The 18,334-nt window shown below is 73.2% G+C and carries 18 protein-coding genes; 12 read left to right on the forward strand and 6 right to left on the reverse strand.

The features are described 5' to 3' along the window. Positions 1 to 83: 83 nt before the first annotated feature. The 5 genes from WME73_RS48405 to WME73_RS48425 all read left to right on the forward strand — a co-directional run bounded on the left by WME73_RS48405 (position 84) and on the right by WME73_RS48425 (position 4,284). Entirely contained in the window at positions 84 to 695 is a 612-nt protein-coding gene (locus WME73_RS48405) for a response regulator transcription factor (protein WP_437743044.1), read from the forward strand. A 46-nt stretch (positions 696 to 741) separates the two neighbouring features. Continuing rightward, positions 742 to 1,476, forward strand: a complete 735-nt coding sequence (locus tag WME73_RS48410) for a sensor histidine kinase (protein WP_437914007.1) — start codon at positions 742 to 744, stop codon at positions 1,474 to 1,476. 25 nt (positions 1,477 to 1,501) lie between these two features. Then, positions 1,502 to 3,082 carry a sensor histidine kinase gene (locus tag WME73_RS48415; protein ID WP_437743046.1) on the forward strand — a complete coding sequence of 527 codons (1,581 nt, stop codon included), beginning with the start codon at positions 1,502 to 1,504 and terminating at the stop codon, positions 3,080 to 3,082. A 22-nt stretch (positions 3,083 to 3,104) separates the two neighbouring features. Further along, positions 3,105 to 3,839, forward strand: coding sequence for a response regulator (locus tag WME73_RS48420; protein ID WP_437743047.1), 735 nt, complete (start codon positions 3,105 to 3,107; stop codon positions 3,837 to 3,839). Positions 3,840 to 3,927: 88 nt separating this feature from the next. After that, positions 3,928 to 4,284, forward strand: coding sequence for a response regulator (locus tag WME73_RS48425; RefSeq protein WP_437743048.1), 357 nt, complete (start codon positions 3,928 to 3,930; stop codon positions 4,282 to 4,284). 63 nt (positions 4,285 to 4,347) lie between these two features. On the opposite strand, the gene WME73_RS48430 is transcribed toward WME73_RS48425, so the two are convergent. Together WME73_RS48430 and WME73_RS48435 are read right to left on the reverse strand one after the other, a co-directional pair. Continuing rightward, positions 4,348 to 5,472, reverse strand: coding sequence for an acyl-CoA dehydrogenase family protein (locus WME73_RS48430; protein WP_437914008.1), 1,125 nt, complete (start codon positions 5,470 to 5,472; stop codon positions 4,348 to 4,350). 104 nt (positions 5,473 to 5,576) lie between these two features. Then, on the reverse strand, positions 5,577 to 6,728 hold the full coding sequence (locus WME73_RS48435) for a methionine aminotransferase (RefSeq protein WP_437914009.1): 1,152 nt from the start codon (positions 6,726 to 6,728) through the stop codon (positions 5,577 to 5,579). A 228-nt stretch (positions 6,729 to 6,956) separates the two neighbouring features. Between WME73_RS48435 and WME73_RS48440 the strand changes: the two genes are divergently transcribed. Next, complete coding sequence (locus WME73_RS48440) at positions 6,957 to 7,682, forward strand: SDR family oxidoreductase (protein ID WP_437914010.1); 726 nt, start codon at positions 6,957 to 6,959, stop codon at positions 7,680 to 7,682. A 34-nt stretch (positions 7,683 to 7,716) separates the two neighbouring features. On the opposite strand, the gene WME73_RS48445 is transcribed toward WME73_RS48440, so the two are convergent. Further along, a complete protein-coding gene (locus WME73_RS48445) occupies positions 7,717 to 8,334 on the reverse strand; it encodes a TetR/AcrR family transcriptional regulator (protein ID WP_437917513.1) in 618 nt (205 codons plus the stop codon). Between the two features lie 108 nt (positions 8,335 to 8,442). Here WME73_RS48445 and WME73_RS48450 point away from each other — a divergent pair, with 108 nt between their 5' ends. The 3 genes from WME73_RS48450 to WME73_RS48460 all read left to right on the forward strand — a co-directional run bounded on the left by WME73_RS48450 (position 8,443) and on the right by WME73_RS48460 (position 10,307). After that, complete coding sequence (locus WME73_RS48450) at positions 8,443 to 9,183, forward strand: SDR family NAD(P)-dependent oxidoreductase (protein WP_437914011.1); 741 nt, start codon at positions 8,443 to 8,445, stop codon at positions 9,181 to 9,183. A 162-nt stretch (positions 9,184 to 9,345) separates the two neighbouring features. Beyond that, complete coding sequence (locus WME73_RS48455; protein ID WP_437914012.1) at positions 9,346 to 10,044, forward strand: hypothetical protein; 699 nt, start codon at positions 9,346 to 9,348, stop codon at positions 10,042 to 10,044. Continuing rightward, positions 9,987 to 10,307 (forward strand): hypothetical protein, encoded by a 321-nt coding sequence (locus WME73_RS48460; RefSeq protein ID WP_437914013.1) that lies wholly within the window; start codon positions 9,987 to 9,989, stop codon positions 10,305 to 10,307. The genes WME73_RS48455 and WME73_RS48460 overlap by 58 nt, the downstream gene beginning before the upstream one ends. An 88-nt stretch (positions 10,308 to 10,395) precedes the next feature. On the opposite strand, the gene WME73_RS48465 is transcribed toward WME73_RS48460, so the two are convergent. After that, positions 10,396 to 12,585 (reverse strand): cytochrome C peroxidase, encoded by a 2,190-nt coding sequence (locus WME73_RS48465; RefSeq protein WP_437914014.1) that lies wholly within the window; start codon positions 12,583 to 12,585, stop codon positions 10,396 to 10,398. A gap of 385 nt (positions 12,586 to 12,970) precedes the next feature. Between WME73_RS48465 and WME73_RS48470 the strand changes: the two genes are divergently transcribed. Beyond that, entirely contained in the window at positions 12,971 to 13,615 is a 645-nt protein-coding gene (locus tag WME73_RS48470) for a glutathione S-transferase N-terminal domain-containing protein (protein ID WP_437914015.1), read from the forward strand. 317 nt (positions 13,616 to 13,932) lie between these two features. Here the strand turns inward: WME73_RS48470 and WME73_RS48475 are convergent, their stop codons facing one another. Further along, positions 13,933 to 14,739 carry a hypothetical protein gene (locus WME73_RS48475; protein WP_437914016.1) on the reverse strand — a complete coding sequence of 269 codons (807 nt, stop codon included), beginning with the start codon at positions 14,737 to 14,739 and terminating at the stop codon, positions 13,933 to 13,935. After that, on the reverse strand, positions 14,726 to 15,529 hold the full coding sequence (locus WME73_RS48480; protein ID WP_437743062.1) for a hypothetical protein: 804 nt from the start codon (positions 15,527 to 15,529) through the stop codon (positions 14,726 to 14,728). Before WME73_RS48480 ends, WME73_RS48475 begins: the two co-directional genes overlap by 14 nt. Before the next feature lie 83 nt (positions 15,530 to 15,612). Between WME73_RS48480 and WME73_RS48485 the strand changes: the two genes are divergently transcribed. Both WME73_RS48485 and WME73_RS48490 read left to right on the forward strand, forming a co-directional pair. Further along, on the forward strand, positions 15,613 to 16,476 hold the full coding sequence (locus WME73_RS48485; RefSeq protein ID WP_437743063.1) for a LysR family transcriptional regulator: 864 nt from the start codon (positions 15,613 to 15,615) through the stop codon (positions 16,474 to 16,476). Between the two features lie 151 nt (positions 16,477 to 16,627). Further along, complete coding sequence (locus WME73_RS48490; protein WP_437914017.1) at positions 16,628 to 18,277, forward strand: 5'-nucleotidase C-terminal domain-containing protein; 1,650 nt, start codon at positions 16,628 to 16,630, stop codon at positions 18,275 to 18,277. Positions 18,278 to 18,334 lie beyond the last annotated feature (57 nt).

An 18,334-nucleotide genomic window follows, 5' to 3' on the forward strand; every position in this document is an offset into this window, starting at 1 on the left:
GCGCGCGACATGACGCGAGGCGTCCTGCCGCCGCTCGCCCGGGCTGCGTCCAGATCACTGCACGAGCACACAAGAGGAGAATCGTGAGCCTGTATGCCCAGGAGCGGCTGCGCGTGCTCGTCGTCGACGACGAGCGGAGGATGCTGGACAGCATCGCGGCCGTCCTCGACGACGACGTCGATGTCGAGACCTGCACGTCCGCCCACCGGGCGCTCGAGCTGCTGCAGACAGGCCAGTTCCACGTGGTCTGCTCCGACTACAAGATGCCCGGGATGAACGGAGACGAGCTCCTCAAGCGGGTCGCCGGCCTGCCGTTCTACACGAGCTGCCTGCTGATCACCGGCGACGAGGAGTACATCCGCTCCGGCGAGGCGGGCCGCCACTACGTCATCCTCAAGCCGTTCGAGCCCGCCCGGGTCACCCGGATCGTCCTGGAGCTCGCGCGCCTCGCCCGCGCGAGGCGGTCCGCGGACGCCGGCGCGGGCGCCTCCTCGGCGCGCGAGGCCGCCGCGCCCGCCTCGAAGACGAGGAGGGCCGCGCCGTCGCTCAGGCCGCGGGAGGCCCAGGACGCGCCGGCGTCCTCGCAGCGCGAGCGGGTGAGCTCGTACCCGCCCCCGTCCTCCCGCGCGGCGTCGAGCTACCTGGACACGGTGCGGGTCGGAGACGCTGGGCTCCCGGCCCGGACCCTCAAGTGATCGCCCGCGGCGGCGAACGCGGCACCCGAGGAGGCCATCCCCCACGATGACGAGCCGAGATCCGCTCGGCGCGGTGGAGCAGACCGCGACGGCCGAGGAGATCGTGGCCACGCTGCGCCACGATCTGCGCAATTGCTTCGGGACGATCCGCAATGCGGCGTTCTTCATCCGGCGCAAGGTCGCCCGGGAGCAGGCCTTTCGGGACGACCCGCGGGTGGAGCAGTTCCTCGACGTCATCGACGAGGAGGCGATCGCGGCGAGCGCGCTCGTCGACGGCGCCGTCGACGCGAACCCGAGCCTCAGGCGGCGGCCGGTGAGCGCGAGCGCCCGCGAGTGTGTCCTCACGGCGGCGGCCTGCGCGCGCATCGCCGAGCCGGGGATCCGCGTCGACGTCGACGCGGCGGAGGGCGTGGTCGAGCTCGATCCGGCCGAGCTCGCCCTGGCGGTCCGGTGCCTCGTCGAGAACGCGGCGGAGTCGATGCCCGGGGGCGGGGTGGTCACGCTGCGCGGGAGCGTGGTGGGCGCGCGTTACCGCATCGAGGTCGGCGACGCGGGGACGGGCGTGCCCGAGGAGGAGCGGGAGGCGATCACGCGCCCGTTCTACACCACCAAGCCGGGCCGCCTCGGCCTCGGGCTCAACATCGCCGGGCGCGTGGCGCGCCGCTATTTCGGGGCGCTCACCCTCGGCCGCGGCGCGCCCTCGGGCACGCTGGCCTGCATCGAGCTGCCCCTCGCTCCAGCGCCCGAGCCGCCCGGCGCGGGCGCCGAGGAGCGGCTGTGACGGCGCGCGCGGCCGAGGCGCCGCGATGAGCATCCGGGCCGCCCTCTCGCTGATCTTCGCCGTGGCCGCGGCCGTCGTGCTGCTCGCGACCGGCGCGCTCCACGTCACGTCCGCCAGCATGACGCGGCTCCAGCGGCGCGCCGAGCTGTCGTACGAGGATCTCACCCGCCATGTCACGCTCGCCAACCACGCCGGCCGCTACATGCGGGAAGCCGCGGAGATCTCCCTCGGCGGCGGCGACACCGAGGAGCTCCATTACCTGGCCGGGCTCGTCGCGCGGGACCTGGCCGCGGCGGAGGCGCTCGAGCGGACGCGGGAGCCGCTTGAGCGGGCGCGGGAGCCGTTCGAGCGGGCGTGGGAGCCGCTCGAGCGGGCGCTGATCGAGGGCGAGCGCGCCCCCGAGGCGCTGCGCGAGGCGCAGGAGGGCGACGAGCGCCTGCGCCGGATGCGCGCGAGCTTCGCGGCGATCGCCGGGGGTGTCGACCACGTGTCCCGCATGGCGAGCGCCGGGGATCTGGCGGCCTACCGGAGGTTCGTGGAGCGCCCCGAGGCCGAGTACGAGGAGGGGTTCGTGCCCCAGATCGACGCGGCCATCGCCGACGCGCGGCGCGACGTCGCGCGGAACGCGGAGGAGGCGGGCCGCGCAGGCGCCAGGATCAGGATCGCGAGCATCGCCCTGATGACGGCGGCGCTCGTGCTCCTCGTCGTCCTCCTCGGCGGGCTCCTGCGCTCGATGGCGCGCGGGTTCGGCGCGCTCGCGGAGTGCTCGCGGCGCATCGCCGGAGGCGACCTCGATTACCCGCTGCCCGACCTGGGAAAGCACGAGTTCGGGCGCATGGGCACGGCGCTCCGCCACATGGCCGAGAGCCTGCGCGAGGCCCAGGCGTCGAGCGTGCGCGTCGAGCGGCTCGCGGCGATAGGGCAGCTCGCGGCGAGCGTCGGGCACGAGCTCCGCAACCCGCTCGGCGCCATCCGGAACGCGACGCACTACCTCAAGAAGCGCCTCGCCGGGACCGACGTCGGCGCGGAGCCGCGCGTCGCCCGGTTCCTCGGTCTGATGGAGAAGGAGCTGCTCTCGTGCAACCGGATCATCGGCGATCTCCTGGACTTCGCGCGTGAGCGCAGGCTCCGCCGCACCGCCTGCCCGCTCGCGCCCCTGGTGGACGACGCCATGTCGGTCGTCGCGCCGCCCGCGCACGTGCGCCTGGAGAACCTCGTGCCGGCGGCGCTGCCGGTGCCGAGCCTCGACAAGGACCAGTTCCGGCAGGTGCTCGTGAACCTGATCCAGAATGCGGCCGAGGCGATCCCGGTCGAACGCGAAGGGTGGGTGCGTGTGGTTGGACGTGTATGTGACGAGGCCGTGAGCCTCGTGGTGGCCGACAACGGGGAGGGGATCGAGGAGGAGCACCTCGCGAAGATCTTCGAGCCGCTCTTCAGCACGAAGCTGAAGGGGACGGGCCTCGGGCTCGCCATCACCGCCGGGATCGTCCGCCTGCACGGCGGCACGATCGCGGTGGAGAGCGCGCCCGGCGCGGGGACGACGTTCACCATCCGGTTACCGCGCGCCGCGGCGCCGGAGGTACACTCCTCCGTGCAGCCCGCGTGACAGCGGAGGGAGACGGCCGTCGATGCAAGGGACCGGACCGGTGCTCGTGGTGGACGACGAGGAAGGGATGCGCGCCACGCTCGCCGCGAACCTCGAGCTCGAGGGGTATGAGGTCGTCGAGGCGCGGGACGGGGCGCACGCGCTCGAGCTCGTGAGGCAGCGGCGCTTCGCGCTCGTGCTGAGCGACGTGAGGATGCCCGGCCTCGACGGCGTCGCGACGTTCCGGGAGATCAAGCGGCTCCAGCCGGAGCTCACGGTGGTGCTGATGACCGGCTTCGCGCGCGAGCAGCTCATCGAGCAGGGCATCGGCGAGGGCGTCTATGCGGTCATCTACAAGCCCTTCTCGATGGAGCACCTCATGCGGATCATCGCGCGGGCCCTCTCCTCGCGCGGCGTGCTCGTGGTGGACGATCTCCCCGCGGTCGCGGAGTCGATCGTCGCGGGGCTCAAGGCGGCCGGGCTGCGCGCGGAGGCCGTGTACGACGGGCACACGGCCATCCAGCGCGCGCGGGACGCGGCGGTCGACGTGTGCGTGCTCGACCTCCGGATGCCGTCGCTGGACGGCGTGAGGACCCACGAGCAGATCCGGCGGCTGAGCCGCCAGATCACGGTGATCGCGATGACCGGCCACGCGACGCCGGAGATGATCCACGCGTTCACGAGCCAGGGCGGGTACGCCTGCCTCCACAAACCGTTCGAGGTGCGCGAGCTGATGCACACGATCGCGCGCGCCCGGAGCGACCCGGGGACGTGCTGAGGGCCGGGGGACATGGCGCCGGGGAGGGGCGGGCGCTGCGCCCTGCCTGGCCGCGACCGCGCCGGCCGCGCGGGCGGAGGAGGGCGGCGTGAGCGTGACCGTGCTCCTCGTCGACGACGACGCGTCGTCCCGGTTCGTGCTCGCGACGCTCCTGGAGGACGAGGGCTTCCAGGTGGAGGAGGCCGGCTCGTTCGCCGAGGCCGGGCGGAAGATCGCGGCGGAGGGCGCGCGGTACGACCTCGCGTTGCTCGATCAGAACCTCGGCGACGGCCACGGCACCGATCTCGTGGCGGTGCTGCGGGCGCGCCTGCCGCGCGCGAAGGCGGTGCTGATCAGCGGCAGCGGCGACGAGGCCCTCGGCGATGCGCCCCCGCCGGACGCGGTGCTCTCGAAGGGGATCGGCTTTCCGGATCTGCTCGATCGGATCCGGCAGCTGCTCGGCTGACGCGCGTAGGCGCCGTGCGCTCCGACGCCGCGCGGGCTCGCGCAGATGGCCGCACGCGCGGCGTCAGGCGACGCCGAGCAGGGCCTTGCCCACGATGTCGCGGATCGCGGGGCCGGACAGGGCCATGATGGGGCCGCTCATCGCGTCGCGCAGGTGGCGCTCGATGGGGCGGCTGCGCATGTACCCGGCGCCGCCGGCGATCTCCAGGGCCGAGGTGGCGATGGCCACCGCGGCCTCGTTGGCCACCACCTTGGATTGCAGCTGCAGGAGGCCGTAGCTCGGGTCGCCCGCGTCCAGGGCGGCGGCGGTGCGCATGGCGAGGGCGCGCGCGGCCTCGAGGCGCAGGCTCATGTCGGCCACGGCGAACTGCACCCATTGCAGCTCGGCGATGGGCCGGTCGCCCGGCGGCAGGACCCGCTCCTTGGCGTAGGCCACGGCCGCGGCCATGGCGGCCTCGGCGATGCCAACGGAGAGCCAGCCGAGGCCGTTGGGGATGGGGTTGGGCGCCGTGGGATCGACCGCGAGCCGCCGCGACTCGCGCAGGAGCGTGCCCTGGAAGCGGACGATCTGGCTGCGCGTGGCCCGCATGCCGAGCGTGTCCCAGACGGGCTCGATGGCGATCGAGTCGTCCCTCTCGAGGAGGAAGAAGGCGGGCTGGCCGTCGCAGACCGCGGCCGTGAAGAAGAAGTCCGCGTGCTCGCACCCGGTGACGAAGCGCTTCTCGCCGGTCAGGCGATAGCCGCCCTCGGCCTTCTGGGCCACCTGGCGCGGCACGAGGAACATGTTGCCGCTGGTGGGCTCGGAGAGCGCGTTGCCGACCCACGCGCCGCGGCGGATCGCCTGCTCGAAGCGGGACCGCTCGCCGGGGTCGACGAGGGCGCGGTACACCGACATGGCGCCCTGGTGCATGAGCCACGCCGTGGCGAACGACGCGTCGCCCCGCGCGAGGATGGCGACGATGCGGCCGAAGGTGAGCCACGAGCAGGGCGCGCGGGCGGCGTCGTCGCCGGCGGCCCCGCCGAGCAGCGCTGTGTTGATCGGTGAGCGGATCGTGGCGGCCAGCCCCTCGATCGGGAAGGTGGCGTCCCGGTCGTGCCGGGCCGCGTGCTCGGCGAGGAGCGCCGAGATCCGCTCGGCCTCGGCGAGGAGCTCGTGGGCCTGACATGCGTCGTTCTTCTCTGCATTCATGATGAGGTCGTTCCTCTGTGGCTGCGAGGCATTGAGTTCGCCCGGCTGTCGACGAAGCCGGGTGGACGGAAGGTGGCGCCCCGGAGGTCCGCCGCGGCGGGCCCTCAGACCCGGCGCAGCCGCTCCGCCGCGCGCTCGAGCGTCTCGTCCCGCTTGGCGAAGCAGAACCGCAGGACGGGCCCGGGCTCCACGCCGGACAGGAACGGGGAGATCGGGATCGAGGCGACGCTGTGCTCGCGGATGAGGCGCAGCGCGAAATCGGCGTCTCGCTCCGTCGTGATCTCGGAATAGTCGACGAGCTGGAAATACGTGCCCTCGCACGGCAGGGGGCGCAGCCGCGAGCCCTCGATGAGCTTCAGGAACCGGTCGCGCTTTGCCTGGTAGAAGGGGGCGAGATCGGCGGCGAGCGGATCGCGCGCCACGACCTCGGCATACGCGTGCTGGATGGCGCCGTTCACCGCGAACGTCACGAACTGGTGCACCCGCTGGATCTCGGCCGAGAGCGCCTGCGGCGCCGCGCAATAGCCCACCTTCCAGCCGGTCGTGTGGTACGTCTTCCCGAACGAGCTGATGACCACGGAGCGGTCGGCCAGCTCCGGATACCGCGCGAGGCTCTCGTGCCGGCGCCCGTCGAAGAGGATGTGCTCGTACACCTCGTCACCGACGACGAGGGCGTCGGTCCCTTCCAGCACCCGCCCGAGCTCGCGCATGTCGTCGGCCGACAGCATCGTTCCGGTCGGGTTGTGCGGTGAGTTGATGAGCAGGAGCCGCGTGCGCGGGGTGATCGCGCGCCGCACCTCGTCCCAGTCGACGCGGTACTCCGGAAAGCGGAGCGTGACGAACACGGGCGTTCCGCCGTTCAGCTGCACGGCCGGCGCGTACGAGTCATAGCAGGGCTGGAACAGGATGACCTCGTCCCCGGGGCGGACGAACGCCGTGATCGTGCTGAAGATGCCCTCGGTGGCGCCCGAGGTGATCGTGATCTCGGTCGCCGGGTCGTAGCGGCGGCCATAGAGCCGCTCGATCTTCATCGCGAGCGCCTCGCGCAAGGCCAGCACGCCCTGCATGGGGGCATACTGGTTGTGGCCCGCGCGCATGTGGCGGGCGACGGCCTCCACCAGATCCGGCGCGCAGTCGAAATCCGGGAAGCCCTGCGAAAGGTTGATGGCGCCGTGCTCGTTCGCGAGCCGCGTCATCACCGTGAAGATGCTGACGCCGGTCGACGGCAGCTTCGATGGGAGCGCGGGCGTGGTCATGGCAGGTCCTATATCACCCCTTCAGCCCGGCCGTGCTTCCCGGCGGCGCGCCGCGGAGCGCGAGGGCCGCGACCGCCGCCCCCGAGACCAGCCTCGAGGCCGGCGCTCTGCCTGAGGCCGGGCACCGGCTTCGCGCCGGCGGGGCGCGCCCGTGATAGCGTGCCTGCCGCCGGCGCGGGGGGGCGGCGCTCCGTTCCTGTGCGCGCGGCGGAGAGAGAGGGGGACACCGTGCGGCTGAAGGACAAGATCGCGCTCATCACCGGGGCGAGCAGGGGAATCGGGAAGGCCAGCGCGCTCGCGCTGAGCCGGGAGGGGGCCGTCGTGGTCGGCGTGGCGCGCACCACGGACGATCTGGCCGCGCTCGAGCGCGAGCTCCGCGAGGCGGGCGGCCGCGGGCTGATGATCGAGGCCGACGTCACCCGCGCCGCGTCCGTCGCCGCGTGCGTGGAGCGGGCGGTCCGCGAGCTCGGGAGGGTCGACATCCTCGTCAACAACGCGGGCATCGGCGGATACCGGCCCTTCCTCGAGTGGTCGGAGGACGACTACGACCGCATCATGGCGACGAACGTGAAGGGGACATGGCTGTTCTGCCGCGAGGTGATCCCCCACATGCGCCGCCAGGGCGGCGGCCACATCATCAACGTCGCCAGCGTCGCCGGCCTGCAGGGCTATCCGAACGAGGCCATCTACTGCGCCTCCAAGTTCGCGCAGATGGGCCTGACCCAGGCGCTCGATCGCGAGTTCTGGCAGGACAACATCAAGGTGAGCGCCGTCTGTCCGGGCGGCGTCGAGACGCACTTCGCCCTCGGCGACGGGCGAACCGCCGGCTCGGAGCGCATGCGCGGCTTCTCCACGCCGGAGGACGTGGCCGAGGCCGTGGTGCTCGCCGCGCTGCCGCGGGACCGCTCGCGCATCGTGCAGATCGTCATGCGGCCGATGAACGAAGCCACGTAGCGCGCAGGCTCGCCGCGCGCGCCGCCGCGCGCGCTCAGACCGCGGCGCGCGGCCTCGCCAGCGTCTCCCATGCCGCCATCGCGCAGTCGACGATCGCCTGGAGCGCCTCGCGCGAGGCGCCGTCGCGAGCCTGCAGGGAGAGGCCCTGGAGCACGGTGGTGTAGAAGGCGGCGAGCGCCGCCGTGTCGGTGCCCACCGGCACGTCACCCTCGACGACGCCGCGATCCAGCCGGCTCCGGAGCGCGTCGAGCGCCGCCCGCCGGCACCCGGCGAGGTAGGCGCGCACGCGCTCGTTCTCCGGCGTGCCGAGCGTCGCGGCGAGCACGATCATGCAGCCGCTCGGCTTGCCCGGCGTCGCGTACCCCTCCACGTTGCCGCGCAGCATCGCCTCGACCGCCCTGCGCGCCGTCGGCTCGTCGCTCATGGCCCGGTTCGTCGCCGCGCCCTCGACCTCGCTGTAGAGCGCCACGGCCTCGCGAAACAGCGCCTCCTTGCAGCCGAACGCGGCGTAGAGGCTCGGCGAGTTGATGCCCATCGCGGCCGTGAGATCGCTGAGCGATGTGCCCTCGTAGCCCCGCTCCCAGAACACCTCCATCGCCCGCCGCAAGACGGCGTCCCGATCGAAGCTGCGAGGGCGACCCCGTCCGACCATCATCGAGACCTTTCTGTATTTCTGTGACGATCGATAAAAAACCGATTGACCACCGGTCACGGGACAACGTATATATTCTGTATCGATCTGTACAGAAAAGAGGTAGTGATGGCGGAGTTTGCAGGCAAGGTGGCGCTGGTGACCGGGGGCAGCCGTGGAATTGGCGCGGCGATCGTCAAGCGGCTGGCGCGGGGCGGGGCGGATGTGGCGCTGACGTACGTGAGCGCCGCGGACAAGGGGCGCTCGGTCATCGCCGACGTCGAGGCGGCGGGTCGGCGGGGGATGGCGATCGCGGCGGACACCGCGGATCCGGCTGCGATCGTCGCCGCGGTCGAGCGGACGGTGGCCGAGCTCGGCAGGCTGGACATCCTCGTCAACAACGCCGGTGTCGCCATCATGGCGCCGCTCGAGGCGGTGACGCTCGCGGACCTGGACAAGACGCTGGGGATCCATGTGCGGGGCGTCTTCCTCGCCTCGCAGGCCGCGGCGCGGCACATGGGCGCTGGCGGGCGCATCGTCAGCATCGGCAGCTGCCTCGCCGACCGGGTGCCGGGGCCGGGAATCACGCTGTACTCCATGAGCAAGACCGCGCTGGTCGGCCTCACGAAGGGCCTCGCCCGCGATCTCGGGCCGCGCGGTATCACCGCCAACCTCATCCAGCCCGGCCCGATCGACACGGACATGAACCCGGCCAACGGCGCTGGAGCGGACATGCAGCGGAGCATGCTCGCGCTCGGTCACTACGGCAGCACCGACGACATCGCCGCCACGGTCGCTCACCTTGCCGGCGAAGGCGGGCGCTTCATCACCGGAGCGACGATCACCATCGACGGCGGGTTCACGGCCTGAGGGGGCCGCGCGGCCCGCGCTGGGCGCCGGTCGCGCGGCCATCGTTGACTCCGAGCGCAGCCCGCCATGGCGCCGCCACCCGCCCGATGTGCATGACTCACGCGGGTATCCCGTAATTCGGCCTTCTCCTCGCTGGCACGCGATCTGCCGTGGGGGCCATGCATGGGAGACGCGGACATCACCTTGCGCCACCTCGCCCGCAGGCGCCCCGGGGACCTGGCGCGCGCCTTCGTCCCGGAGGGCCATCGCACCGAGGTCGTCGGCTGGGTGGACAGCCAGGTCACGAACATCGAGCGCCGCCTCGACAAGGCGCTGCGCCTGCAGGTCGACGGCGAGCCGCGGGTGCTGCATGTCGAGTTCTGCTTTGCGCTCCGTGACGACATACCGGATCGCGTCCTCGAATACCTCGGCTTCCTCTTCGCCGCGCTCCGCCTCGAAGCCCCCGGTGAGCCTGTGCCGCCGATCGAGAGCGTCGTCGTGGTTCTCTCGGGCAGGAAGCGGCGCTTGCGCGCGACGGGCCAGCGCTCTACCGCGTGGCCGGGTCGGCCGTTCAGCGGGACGCACTTCCGCGTGGACGCCGTCTACCAGCGCACGGTCGCGGAGCTCCGGGCGCGCGGCAGCGTGCTCTGGCTGGTGTTCACCCCGCTGGCGCGGGACGCGACCGCGGCGGCGCTGCGGGAGGTCGTCGCAGAGATCCACGCGGGGGCAAAGGCCGCGGCGGAGCGGGCCGAGCTGTACACGGCGCTCCTGGTGATGGCCGCCATCGATCCCTGGGGCATAATCTGCGGAAGGAGCTCGTCGACATGGTGGAGGACAAGGAAGAGGGGCTGCTCCGGCGCACGCCGATTATCGGAGAGATGATCATCGAGGCCGAGCGACGAGGCGAGCTGCGGGGCGAGCAGCGAGGCGAGCTTCGTGGCGAAGAACGAGCGCAGGAGGCGATTGCAGAGCTGCTCGGCCGCCTCTTCGCGCGGCGGATCGGGCGACGGCCGACGGCTGACGAAGCGCGTTCGATCCTCGAGCGAGCCCGCGCGAACGGCCCGGGTGAGGTCACGGATGCCTTGCTCGATCTCGAGGGCGAGGCGCTGGTTCGCTGGCTCGCGGAGCCGATTCGACGCTCGTGAGCTCCCGCGAGAGGCGCGGAGACCGGGCGCGTGGTCGTCGAGCGTCGCCCCGCTCGGGACGACGCGTATCAGGCCGGCCGCGCCACCCTCAGAGCGACTCCAGGTAAGCGACCAGGGCGCGCCTATCACCGGCCGACAGGTGGGCCGTGTGGCCCATGGAGCCGTCCACCCCCTCGACCAGCGCGAGCAGCGTCGGGTAGCGGCCGTCGTGGTAGTACGGCGCGGACCGGCCGACGAAGCGCAGCGAGGGTGTCTCGAAGGAGCGCTCCGTCTCGAAGCGCGTCGCGCTCCGCACGTCGTGCCGCGCGCCGTCGGTGGTCAGCTCGTCGCCGACATGGCAGCTCGAGCAGCCCGCCTCGCTGGCGTGGAAGACCTCCTCGCCGCGCGCGGCGAGGGCCGCGCGGGCGCCGGCCGCCGCGGCTGCCGGCTCTGCGGCTGCCGGCTCTGCGGCTGCCGGCTCTGCGGCTGCCGGCTCTGCGGCCGCCGCTTCTGCGGCGCCGGCCGGCGCCGCCACGAGCGCGGCGCGCTCCTCGGCCGTGAGGACCGCCGCCTCGGCGGGCGGATCCATGCCGCGGAGGTAAGCGAAGATGGCGTCGCGCTCCTTCGCGCCCAGGCCGGTGCCCGCGAGCCGGGACATGGTGCGGGCGAAGTGGCTCTCCAGGTCCTTCTTGCCGCCCTCCCAGCCGTACGGCGCGGTGCCGTCGAGCCGCCCCATGAGCATCGGCGTCTGGCGCGGGCCCTCCGGCGTCGACCAGGTGAGCGCGTCGTCGCGGCCGTCCGGGTGGCAGCTGGCGCAGGCGCGGCCGTCGAACGCGACGCGACGGCCGCCGGCCGCGTGGAAGAGCCGCTGGCCCTCCGCGCGCTGCTCGTCGAGGCGCGACGCGCGGGGCAGGGCGATGACCGGCAGCTCACCCGCGAGCTCCTTGCCGACGGCGCCGATCGCGGTCGGCCCCGGGTCGCGCGCGGCGGGAAGGATCGTCAGCGCGCCGTCGAAGCGGGAGAAGACCACGGCGCGCCGGCGCGCTCCGTCGACCGCGATGGCGGTGGGCCCGGCGCCCACGCGGGCGCGGAAGAGCTCGCGATCCCGCACCGATCCGGGCCGCGGCGGCTTGCCGGGGAGCTGGGCGCGGGCGTCGTAGGCGATCACCTCGTCGTGGCCGAGGCACGCGACGAGCAGGACCTCGTCCCCGGGCTCGATCGCTGCCGCCCGCGGGAGCCGGCAGCCACGGAGCCCGAGGTGGGCCGAGACCGGCGGGACGTCCGCTCGTTCGCCCATCGCGTCGACGACCGCGATGTGCTCGATCACGGTGTGGACGAGCGCGCTGCCGTAACCGCCGCCGCCCGTCGCGGGCCCCGGATCGACGAGCGCGATGGGCGCGAAGACCGCGCCGCTCGACGCGCGCGCCAGCGCGAAGCCCTGGGAGCCGCGGCGATCCACGTTCACCGTCGGGCGGCGCATCAGGAACGGCGTCCCGTCCTCGAAATCGAAGGGCACTTTCCGCGAGGGCCCGCTCGAGCTGCGGGGGAAAGGCTTGGCGAGCTTCGACGTCGATCTCGGGGCGCGCCGCTCCACCCCGTCGGTCGACAGCTCCCGCGCGCCGGTCGGCGCGCCGCCTTCGCCGAGCGTCACGACGCTGATGCGGCCGCCGACCGCGTGGGAGACGAACGCGCGCCGGCCGTCGCTTGACGCGACGACCGCGCTGGGATCCCGGGCGAGCGGGAGCTCCCCGGTGCGCCGGAGGTCGGCGGTCGCGAGGCTGGTGAGCGCGTGGCCCCAGCGGCTCGCGACGAGCAGCGTGGCGCGGTCCGGCGTCATCGCGAGGCCCACCGGCTCGCTCGCCACGGGCACCAGGCACCTTCGCTCGAGCGGGGCGGCAGGGCCCACCGGCTCCAGCACCTCGAGCAGGGCGCGGTCGCGCAGCGAGGCCACGACGCGGCCGTCGCCCAGCACGATCACCTGGGCGGGCCGGCCCGCGAGCGGCGTGCGCGCGAGCGCGGCGCGTGCGTCGATGTCGACGGTGTGGAGGGCAGCGTCGTCTTCGTCGGCGACGAAGGCGAGGGTGCGCCCGCCGAGCTCCGCGAGGGCGACGCCGGAGCCGGCGTGGGTCGCGTCGAGGGGCGTGGGCGCGGCGCCCACCGCGCGCCGGGCGCAGAGGGGCGGCGGCGGCGCCTCCGCCGCGGCAGGGGGGCTGGGCGGCGGCGCCGGGGCCGGGTCGCGCGGGGAGGGGGCGCAGGCGAGGGCGAGGAGGGCGAGGGCGGTCGGAGCGGCGGCTCTCATGCCTGGACCATCGGCCCGGCGGGCGAGAGTGTGACCGAGGCGTCGCCGCGGGGTCGTCGCTCGCCTGGCCTGGCCGGGCCGGGCTGGAGCGCCGGACAGGCGGGGGTGAGCCGGCCTGCTCTCGCGGATGGGCCGGAGGCCGGCGAGATCGCTGCTAGGAAGCGCGTTCGATAGAGCAGGTGAGCGCGCGCAGATCCTGGATCCGGGGACCTGGGTGACCGATTGGGATGCTGCCTGGGACGCTTGACAGCGCGGGTTCGACGTCCGGTACGCTGCCTCTCCACGATGCGTGGGAGCGGCACGACGGGGCAGGGTTGGAGCTCAAGGCGCTCCACGCGTCGGACCCGCATCGACACAGGACGGTTCCCGGATCGGAGAAGCTAGCATGTCAGATGCTCTAGGAGAGCTCGTCAAGCCCGTCATCGTCGGCCGTTCCAGCTCGCACTTCACGCGGGTCACGCGGATCTTCGCCGCGGAGATGGGGGTCGACTGTTCGCTCGAGGTCGTGCGGGACCTCATGTCGTCCAACGCGGCGGACTACGGGGGCAACCCCGCGCTCAAGATGCCGGCTCTCCGGACGCGCCATGGGGTGTGGTTCGGCGCGCTCAATATCTGCCGCGAGCTGTCGCGGCGGTCGAAGCGCGCGGTCCGCACGGTATGGCCGGAGGACCTCGACCAACCCCTTCTCGCGAACGCCCAGGAGCTCGTCGTTCATGCGATGGCGACGGAGGTCGCGCTGATCATGGCCGGCGCCGCCGGCGCCGCCGGCGGAAGCGCGCACCACGCCAAGCAGCGAAAGAGCCTTGTCGACACCATGTCATGGCTGGAGGACAACGCGAGTCACGCGCTCGCCGCGCTCCCGTCGGACCGGGATCTGAGCTACCTGGAGGTCGCGCTGTTCTGCCTCGTCACGCATCTGGAGTTCCGGCGCGTCCTGCCGACAGAGCCCTATCCGGCGCTGAACGGCTTCTGTCGAGAGTTCGCGGCGCGGGCGTCCGCCGGCGAGACCACCTACCGGTTCGACCCCTGAGCGCAGCCCGCCATGGCGCCGCCACCCGACCGACGCGCATACCTCATGCGGGAAGCCCGTGATTTCGGCCTCCTCCTCCCTGGCATGCGATCTGCCGGGGACGCCACGCATGGGAGACGCCGACATCACCTTGCGCCACCTCGCCCGGAGGAGGCCCGTGGACCTGGTGCGCGCCTTCGTCCCCGAGGGCCATTGCACCGAGGTCCTCGGCTGGATCGATAGCCAGGTCACGACCAGTTCGCCCCCCTCGCGCGGAACGCGACCGCGGCGGCGCTGCGGGACGTCGTCGCGGAGATCCACGCGGGGGCGGCGCCCGCTCAGATGCCGTGGCCGAGCTCCACGCCGAGGACCCCGCTGAACCCGAGGTAATCGTCTCGCACCACCGTGTCGAAGCCGGGGACCGCCGTGAAGCTCGCGCCCACGTAGGGCCTGAACCACGACGCGTCGTCCGGCTGGTACCCGAGGCGCAGCCCCGTATCGACGACCAAGCCGAGGGAGGAGTCCTTGCCCGCGAAGAGCTCGTCCTCCCACGCGCTCACGCGGCGCCCGTCGGGCGTCTTGCGATCGTTCCCCTGCAAGTAGAAGCCGAACCCGCCGTAGCCGACCGTGATCGGGATCTGGACCGTCAGCGCTTGCGCGAAGGGCAGCCGGAACGAGAGCCCCACGTGCGCGCCCAGCATGGATCCGTCGGACTTGAGCTCGAGCGTGCGTTGCCCCTTGTAGGTCTGCCCTCCGGGCAGCGCGACCTCGAAGGTGGCCGGATTCATGGGCCCCGGCCGCCCGAGCCCACCCAGGCCGAGGCGCACCAGGCCGTTGGCGAAGGTCACGCCGGCGGCGAACGCCGGCCCGTGCGACACGTGTCCTCCCAGGCCCATCACGCGCCACTCGAGGTCGACGAAGCCGCCTACCGGGACGTCCGGCGCGGGCCGGCGCGCGCCGCGCGCGTCCGCAGCCCCGGGCGGCCCGGCATCGAAGGCGCCCGCGCCGGCGCGCTCGGCGGCACCGGACCGGGCGTCCGGAGCCTGCGCGTCGGCCCGCGCGGCCCCGAGCAGGAGCGCGAGGCACGCGCTCGACGCGAGCGTCATGAGGTGAAGGCGGTGGCCGCGGCGGTCAGTGAGCGACACGGGAGCCTCCTTGTCCGAAAGCGAAGCGCGCTCCGAAGGCGCCCTCGAGCAGGAACTTGCCGTTGTCGCCGTTGAATCCAAAGCTGCCTCCCGCGCTGGCGTCGAGGGTGAGGAGAACGTGCTCGGACACGGCGTAGCCGGCGCCCGCCGTCAGGACCTGCGCCAGGTCGGCCAGCTCCGTGGTGGGATCGAGCTCCAGCTCGAAGCCGACGGCGGCCCCGGCGCGGAGCAGCCACGCCTCGCCGAGCGCGACGTGAGCGACCATCGATAGCTCGTTGATGTGCCGGAGCGCCGACGCGGGTGCGTCGCCGCCTCCCCCGGAGCTGCCTCCCCCGTTGCCGCCTCCGACATCCCGGAGCGCCAGGAACCCCGTCCTGAGGCGCAGATCGAGCTCGAGCGGGCCGTGCGTCACGAGCGGCATCAGGAAGACCGCAGCGCCCGAGGCGCCGCTCGCGCCTGGCACCGTTCGCCCCCCCATGTACGCTCGCTCGAGGGCCCAGAAGGAGGCAGCGGCTCCGAGCTGCGCCCCACCCGCGAGGCGCACGCGGCCGTCGAGCTCCAGGCCGCCGCCCGTGTCCCTGCCCACGAGGCGTGATCCGAGGACGAGGCGAGCCTCCGCGGGCCCCGGACCCGCGGAATCGGCGTCGCGGGGCGCGACCTCCGGCGGCGGGGATGCCGCCGTGGCCTCGGCTGCGCGGGCGCCCAGAGGCGGCAGCAGCGCGCTCAAGAACGCGAGGAGGCGGAGCAGACGGCCCCGCCTCGGCCCATCGAACGTGCGGCGTACGAGCATGCACGCAGGATGGTCAGCGCCCGCTCATGCCGGTAGCGATAGAATGCGGCTTACAGTTATTTCAATTCAGAATAAATTGAGCCATGGATCGGTTCCTCGCGCTGCGCGTGTTCTGCAAGGTGGCGGACAGCGGCAGCTTCTCGCGGGCGGCGCGCGAGCTCTCCATGACGCAATCGGCCGCGAGCCGCGGGATCGCCGATCTGGAGTCGCGGCTGGGCATCCGGCTGTTCGAGCGCACCACCCGGCGCGTCGCGCTCACCCTGGAGGGGCGCGCGTACTACGAGCAGATCGACGAGCACGTGCGCGCGCTCGAGGACGCGGAGCTCCGCGCCGCCGCCGGCTTCGGGGACCTCGCGGGCCGCGTGAAGCTCTCGGCGCCCGGGGCGCTCGGCCGCCGCCTCCTCTTGCCGGAGCTCGTTCGGATCATGCATGAATCGCCGGGGCTCGTCGTGGACGCCGCGCTCACCGATCAGCGGGTCGACCTCGTGGCAGGCGCGTTCGATTTCGCGCTTCGCGTCGGCGTCCGCAGCGAGCCGTCGTTCATCGAGCGAACGCTGGGGACCTCGCCCCAGTGGCTCGTCGGCAGCGCCGGCCTGTTCGCGGGCAAGCCGGCGCCGACATCCATGTCGGAGCTCGCCGCGGTGCGGGTCGTGGCGAGCGGCGGGGTGCGCGAGCTCGAGAAGCTGGGGCTCACCGTCAGGCTCACGACCGACGACATCGAGACGAACCTCAGGGCCGTGGAGGCAGGGCTCGGCGTGAGCGTGCTCCCGCGCTGGCTGGTCGCGCGCCGGGTCCAGGAGGGGCGCTTGATCCGGCTCCTGCCCAGGCTCCCGCTGCCGAGCCCGCCCCTCGTCGTCGTCTACCCCCGGCGGCTCCGGCGCGTGGCGCGCCAGGTGCTGGAGCGGCTGGAGCGGCACCTCCAGAAGGAGCTCACCTCCGACGGATGAGCGCCCGCCGGGAAGGGCCGACGCTCACAGCGGGTGCGCGCGGTGCTCGAGCCGCTCGCGGAGAGCCTGCGCGCGTGGCGCCCGCCGAAGGCGAGGGGCGCTCGGCGCTGACGGCGTCGCGCGCCCGCGGGCTGGGCTATGTTCGATGGCGATGACCGCCGCCGCACACGCCCTGCCCAGAGGCCCCTCTCTGCGGATCGTCTGCGTGAACGACGTGTACTTGCTCGACAACCTGCCGCGCCTCGCGACGCTCGTGCGGCGCCACGCCGCCGCGCCCGCGGATCGCTTCCTTGTGGTGATGGCCGGCGACTTCCTCGCGCCGAGCCTGCTGTCGAGCCTCGATCACGGCAGGGGCATGGTCGACTGCATGAACGCGCTGCCGATCACCCACACCATCTTCGGCAACCACGAGGCCGACGTCGAGCTGCCGGAGCTCAGGGCGCGGGTGCAGGAGTTCCAGGGCACGTGGCTCAACACCAACATGCCCTCGTTCGCCCCGGCGCTGCCGACGCACGAGATCCTCGACGTCTCGAGCCCCGGCGGGCGCGCTGTCCGGATCGGCCTCCTCGGCCTGCTCGTGCACGTGAAGGGCCTGTACCGGCGGGATGCGTTCGGGGGGATCGACATCGAGCCGGCGAACGAGGCGGCCCTCCGCTGGACCCGCCGGCTCCTCCGCGACGAGGGGTGCGCGTGCGTGATCCCGATCACGCACCAGAGCCGCGACCAGGACCTCGAGCTCGCGCGGGCGCAGCGCGATCCGCGCTTTCCCGTGATCCTCGGCGGCCACGAGCACGAGGTGATCCTCGACGACGTGGACGGCTGCTGGGTCGTGAAGGCCGGCACGGACGCGGAGAGCGCCGCCATCATCGACCTCGTGTGGCCGGCCATGGCGCCGCCTGCCGGGGTGCCCGACCTGCCCGCGGTCACCGTCCGGATCGAGGAGGTCGGCGCCCACCCCGAGGATCCGGCGATGCGCGCGCGCGTCGACCGCCACATGCAGATCGTGCGCGACCTCGACGCGGCCACCCTCCTCCGGCTCCCGCCGGGGAGCGAGCTCTCGTCCGTCGGGACGCGGGTCCAGCAGACGTCGCTCGGCGCGCTGCTCTGCTCGCGGATCCGCGACGCCTTCGGGGCGGACGGGTGCCTCTTCAACGGCGGCGGCATCCGCGGTGGTCGCGCGTACCGGGAGCGCTTCACCTACGGGGATCTCAAGGCCGAGGTGCCCTTCAGCAACGAGGTGGTCGTGACCCTCCTGCCTGGCCGCGTCGTCCGCGAGGCCGTCGCCGCGTCGCGGTCGCGCGCCCCCGCCCAGCACGGCGGTTACCTCCAGATCGACGACCGGATGGCGACGGACGCCCGAGGCGTCCTGAGCGCGATCGACGGCCTCCCGCTGGTCGACGAGCGCGAGTACCGGATCGCCCTCCCGCGCGGGCTCCTCGGCGGCATGGATGACATCGCGCCGCTTGTCCGCTTCGCCGAGGAGCGCCCGGAGAAGGTGCCGCCGGCGGACAGCGGGCGCGATCCGAAGCTCGTCCTTGTGGAGTCGTTCGCCGCGGACCTCGTCCGCCAGCTCGGGGCGTTCGAGGCGATCGACGCCGACGGGGACGGCCGCGTCTCGGCCGAGGAGCTCAGGGCCGCCGCGTCGAGGGCGAGCTCCGAGACGCCGTCCGAGGTGGTCGTCGGCGAGATGATGAAGGCGCTCGACCGCGACGGCGACAAGCGCGTGACGCGCGGCGAGGTCGACGCGCTGTCCTCCCCGCCGGGCGCGGGCGCGGGGGGGCGCGATCGATCCGAGCCGTGAGGGGATTTCCCTCCATTCTCCTCTTTTCTTGGCGCCATGGGGGTCATCGCGGTTCGC

Origin of the sequence: Sorangium sp. So ce302 (genome assembly GCF_051530145.1) — a bacterium.
Classification (GTDB): Bacteria; Myxococcota_A; Polyangia; order Polyangiales; family Polyangiaceae; genus Sorangium; species Sorangium cellulosum_B.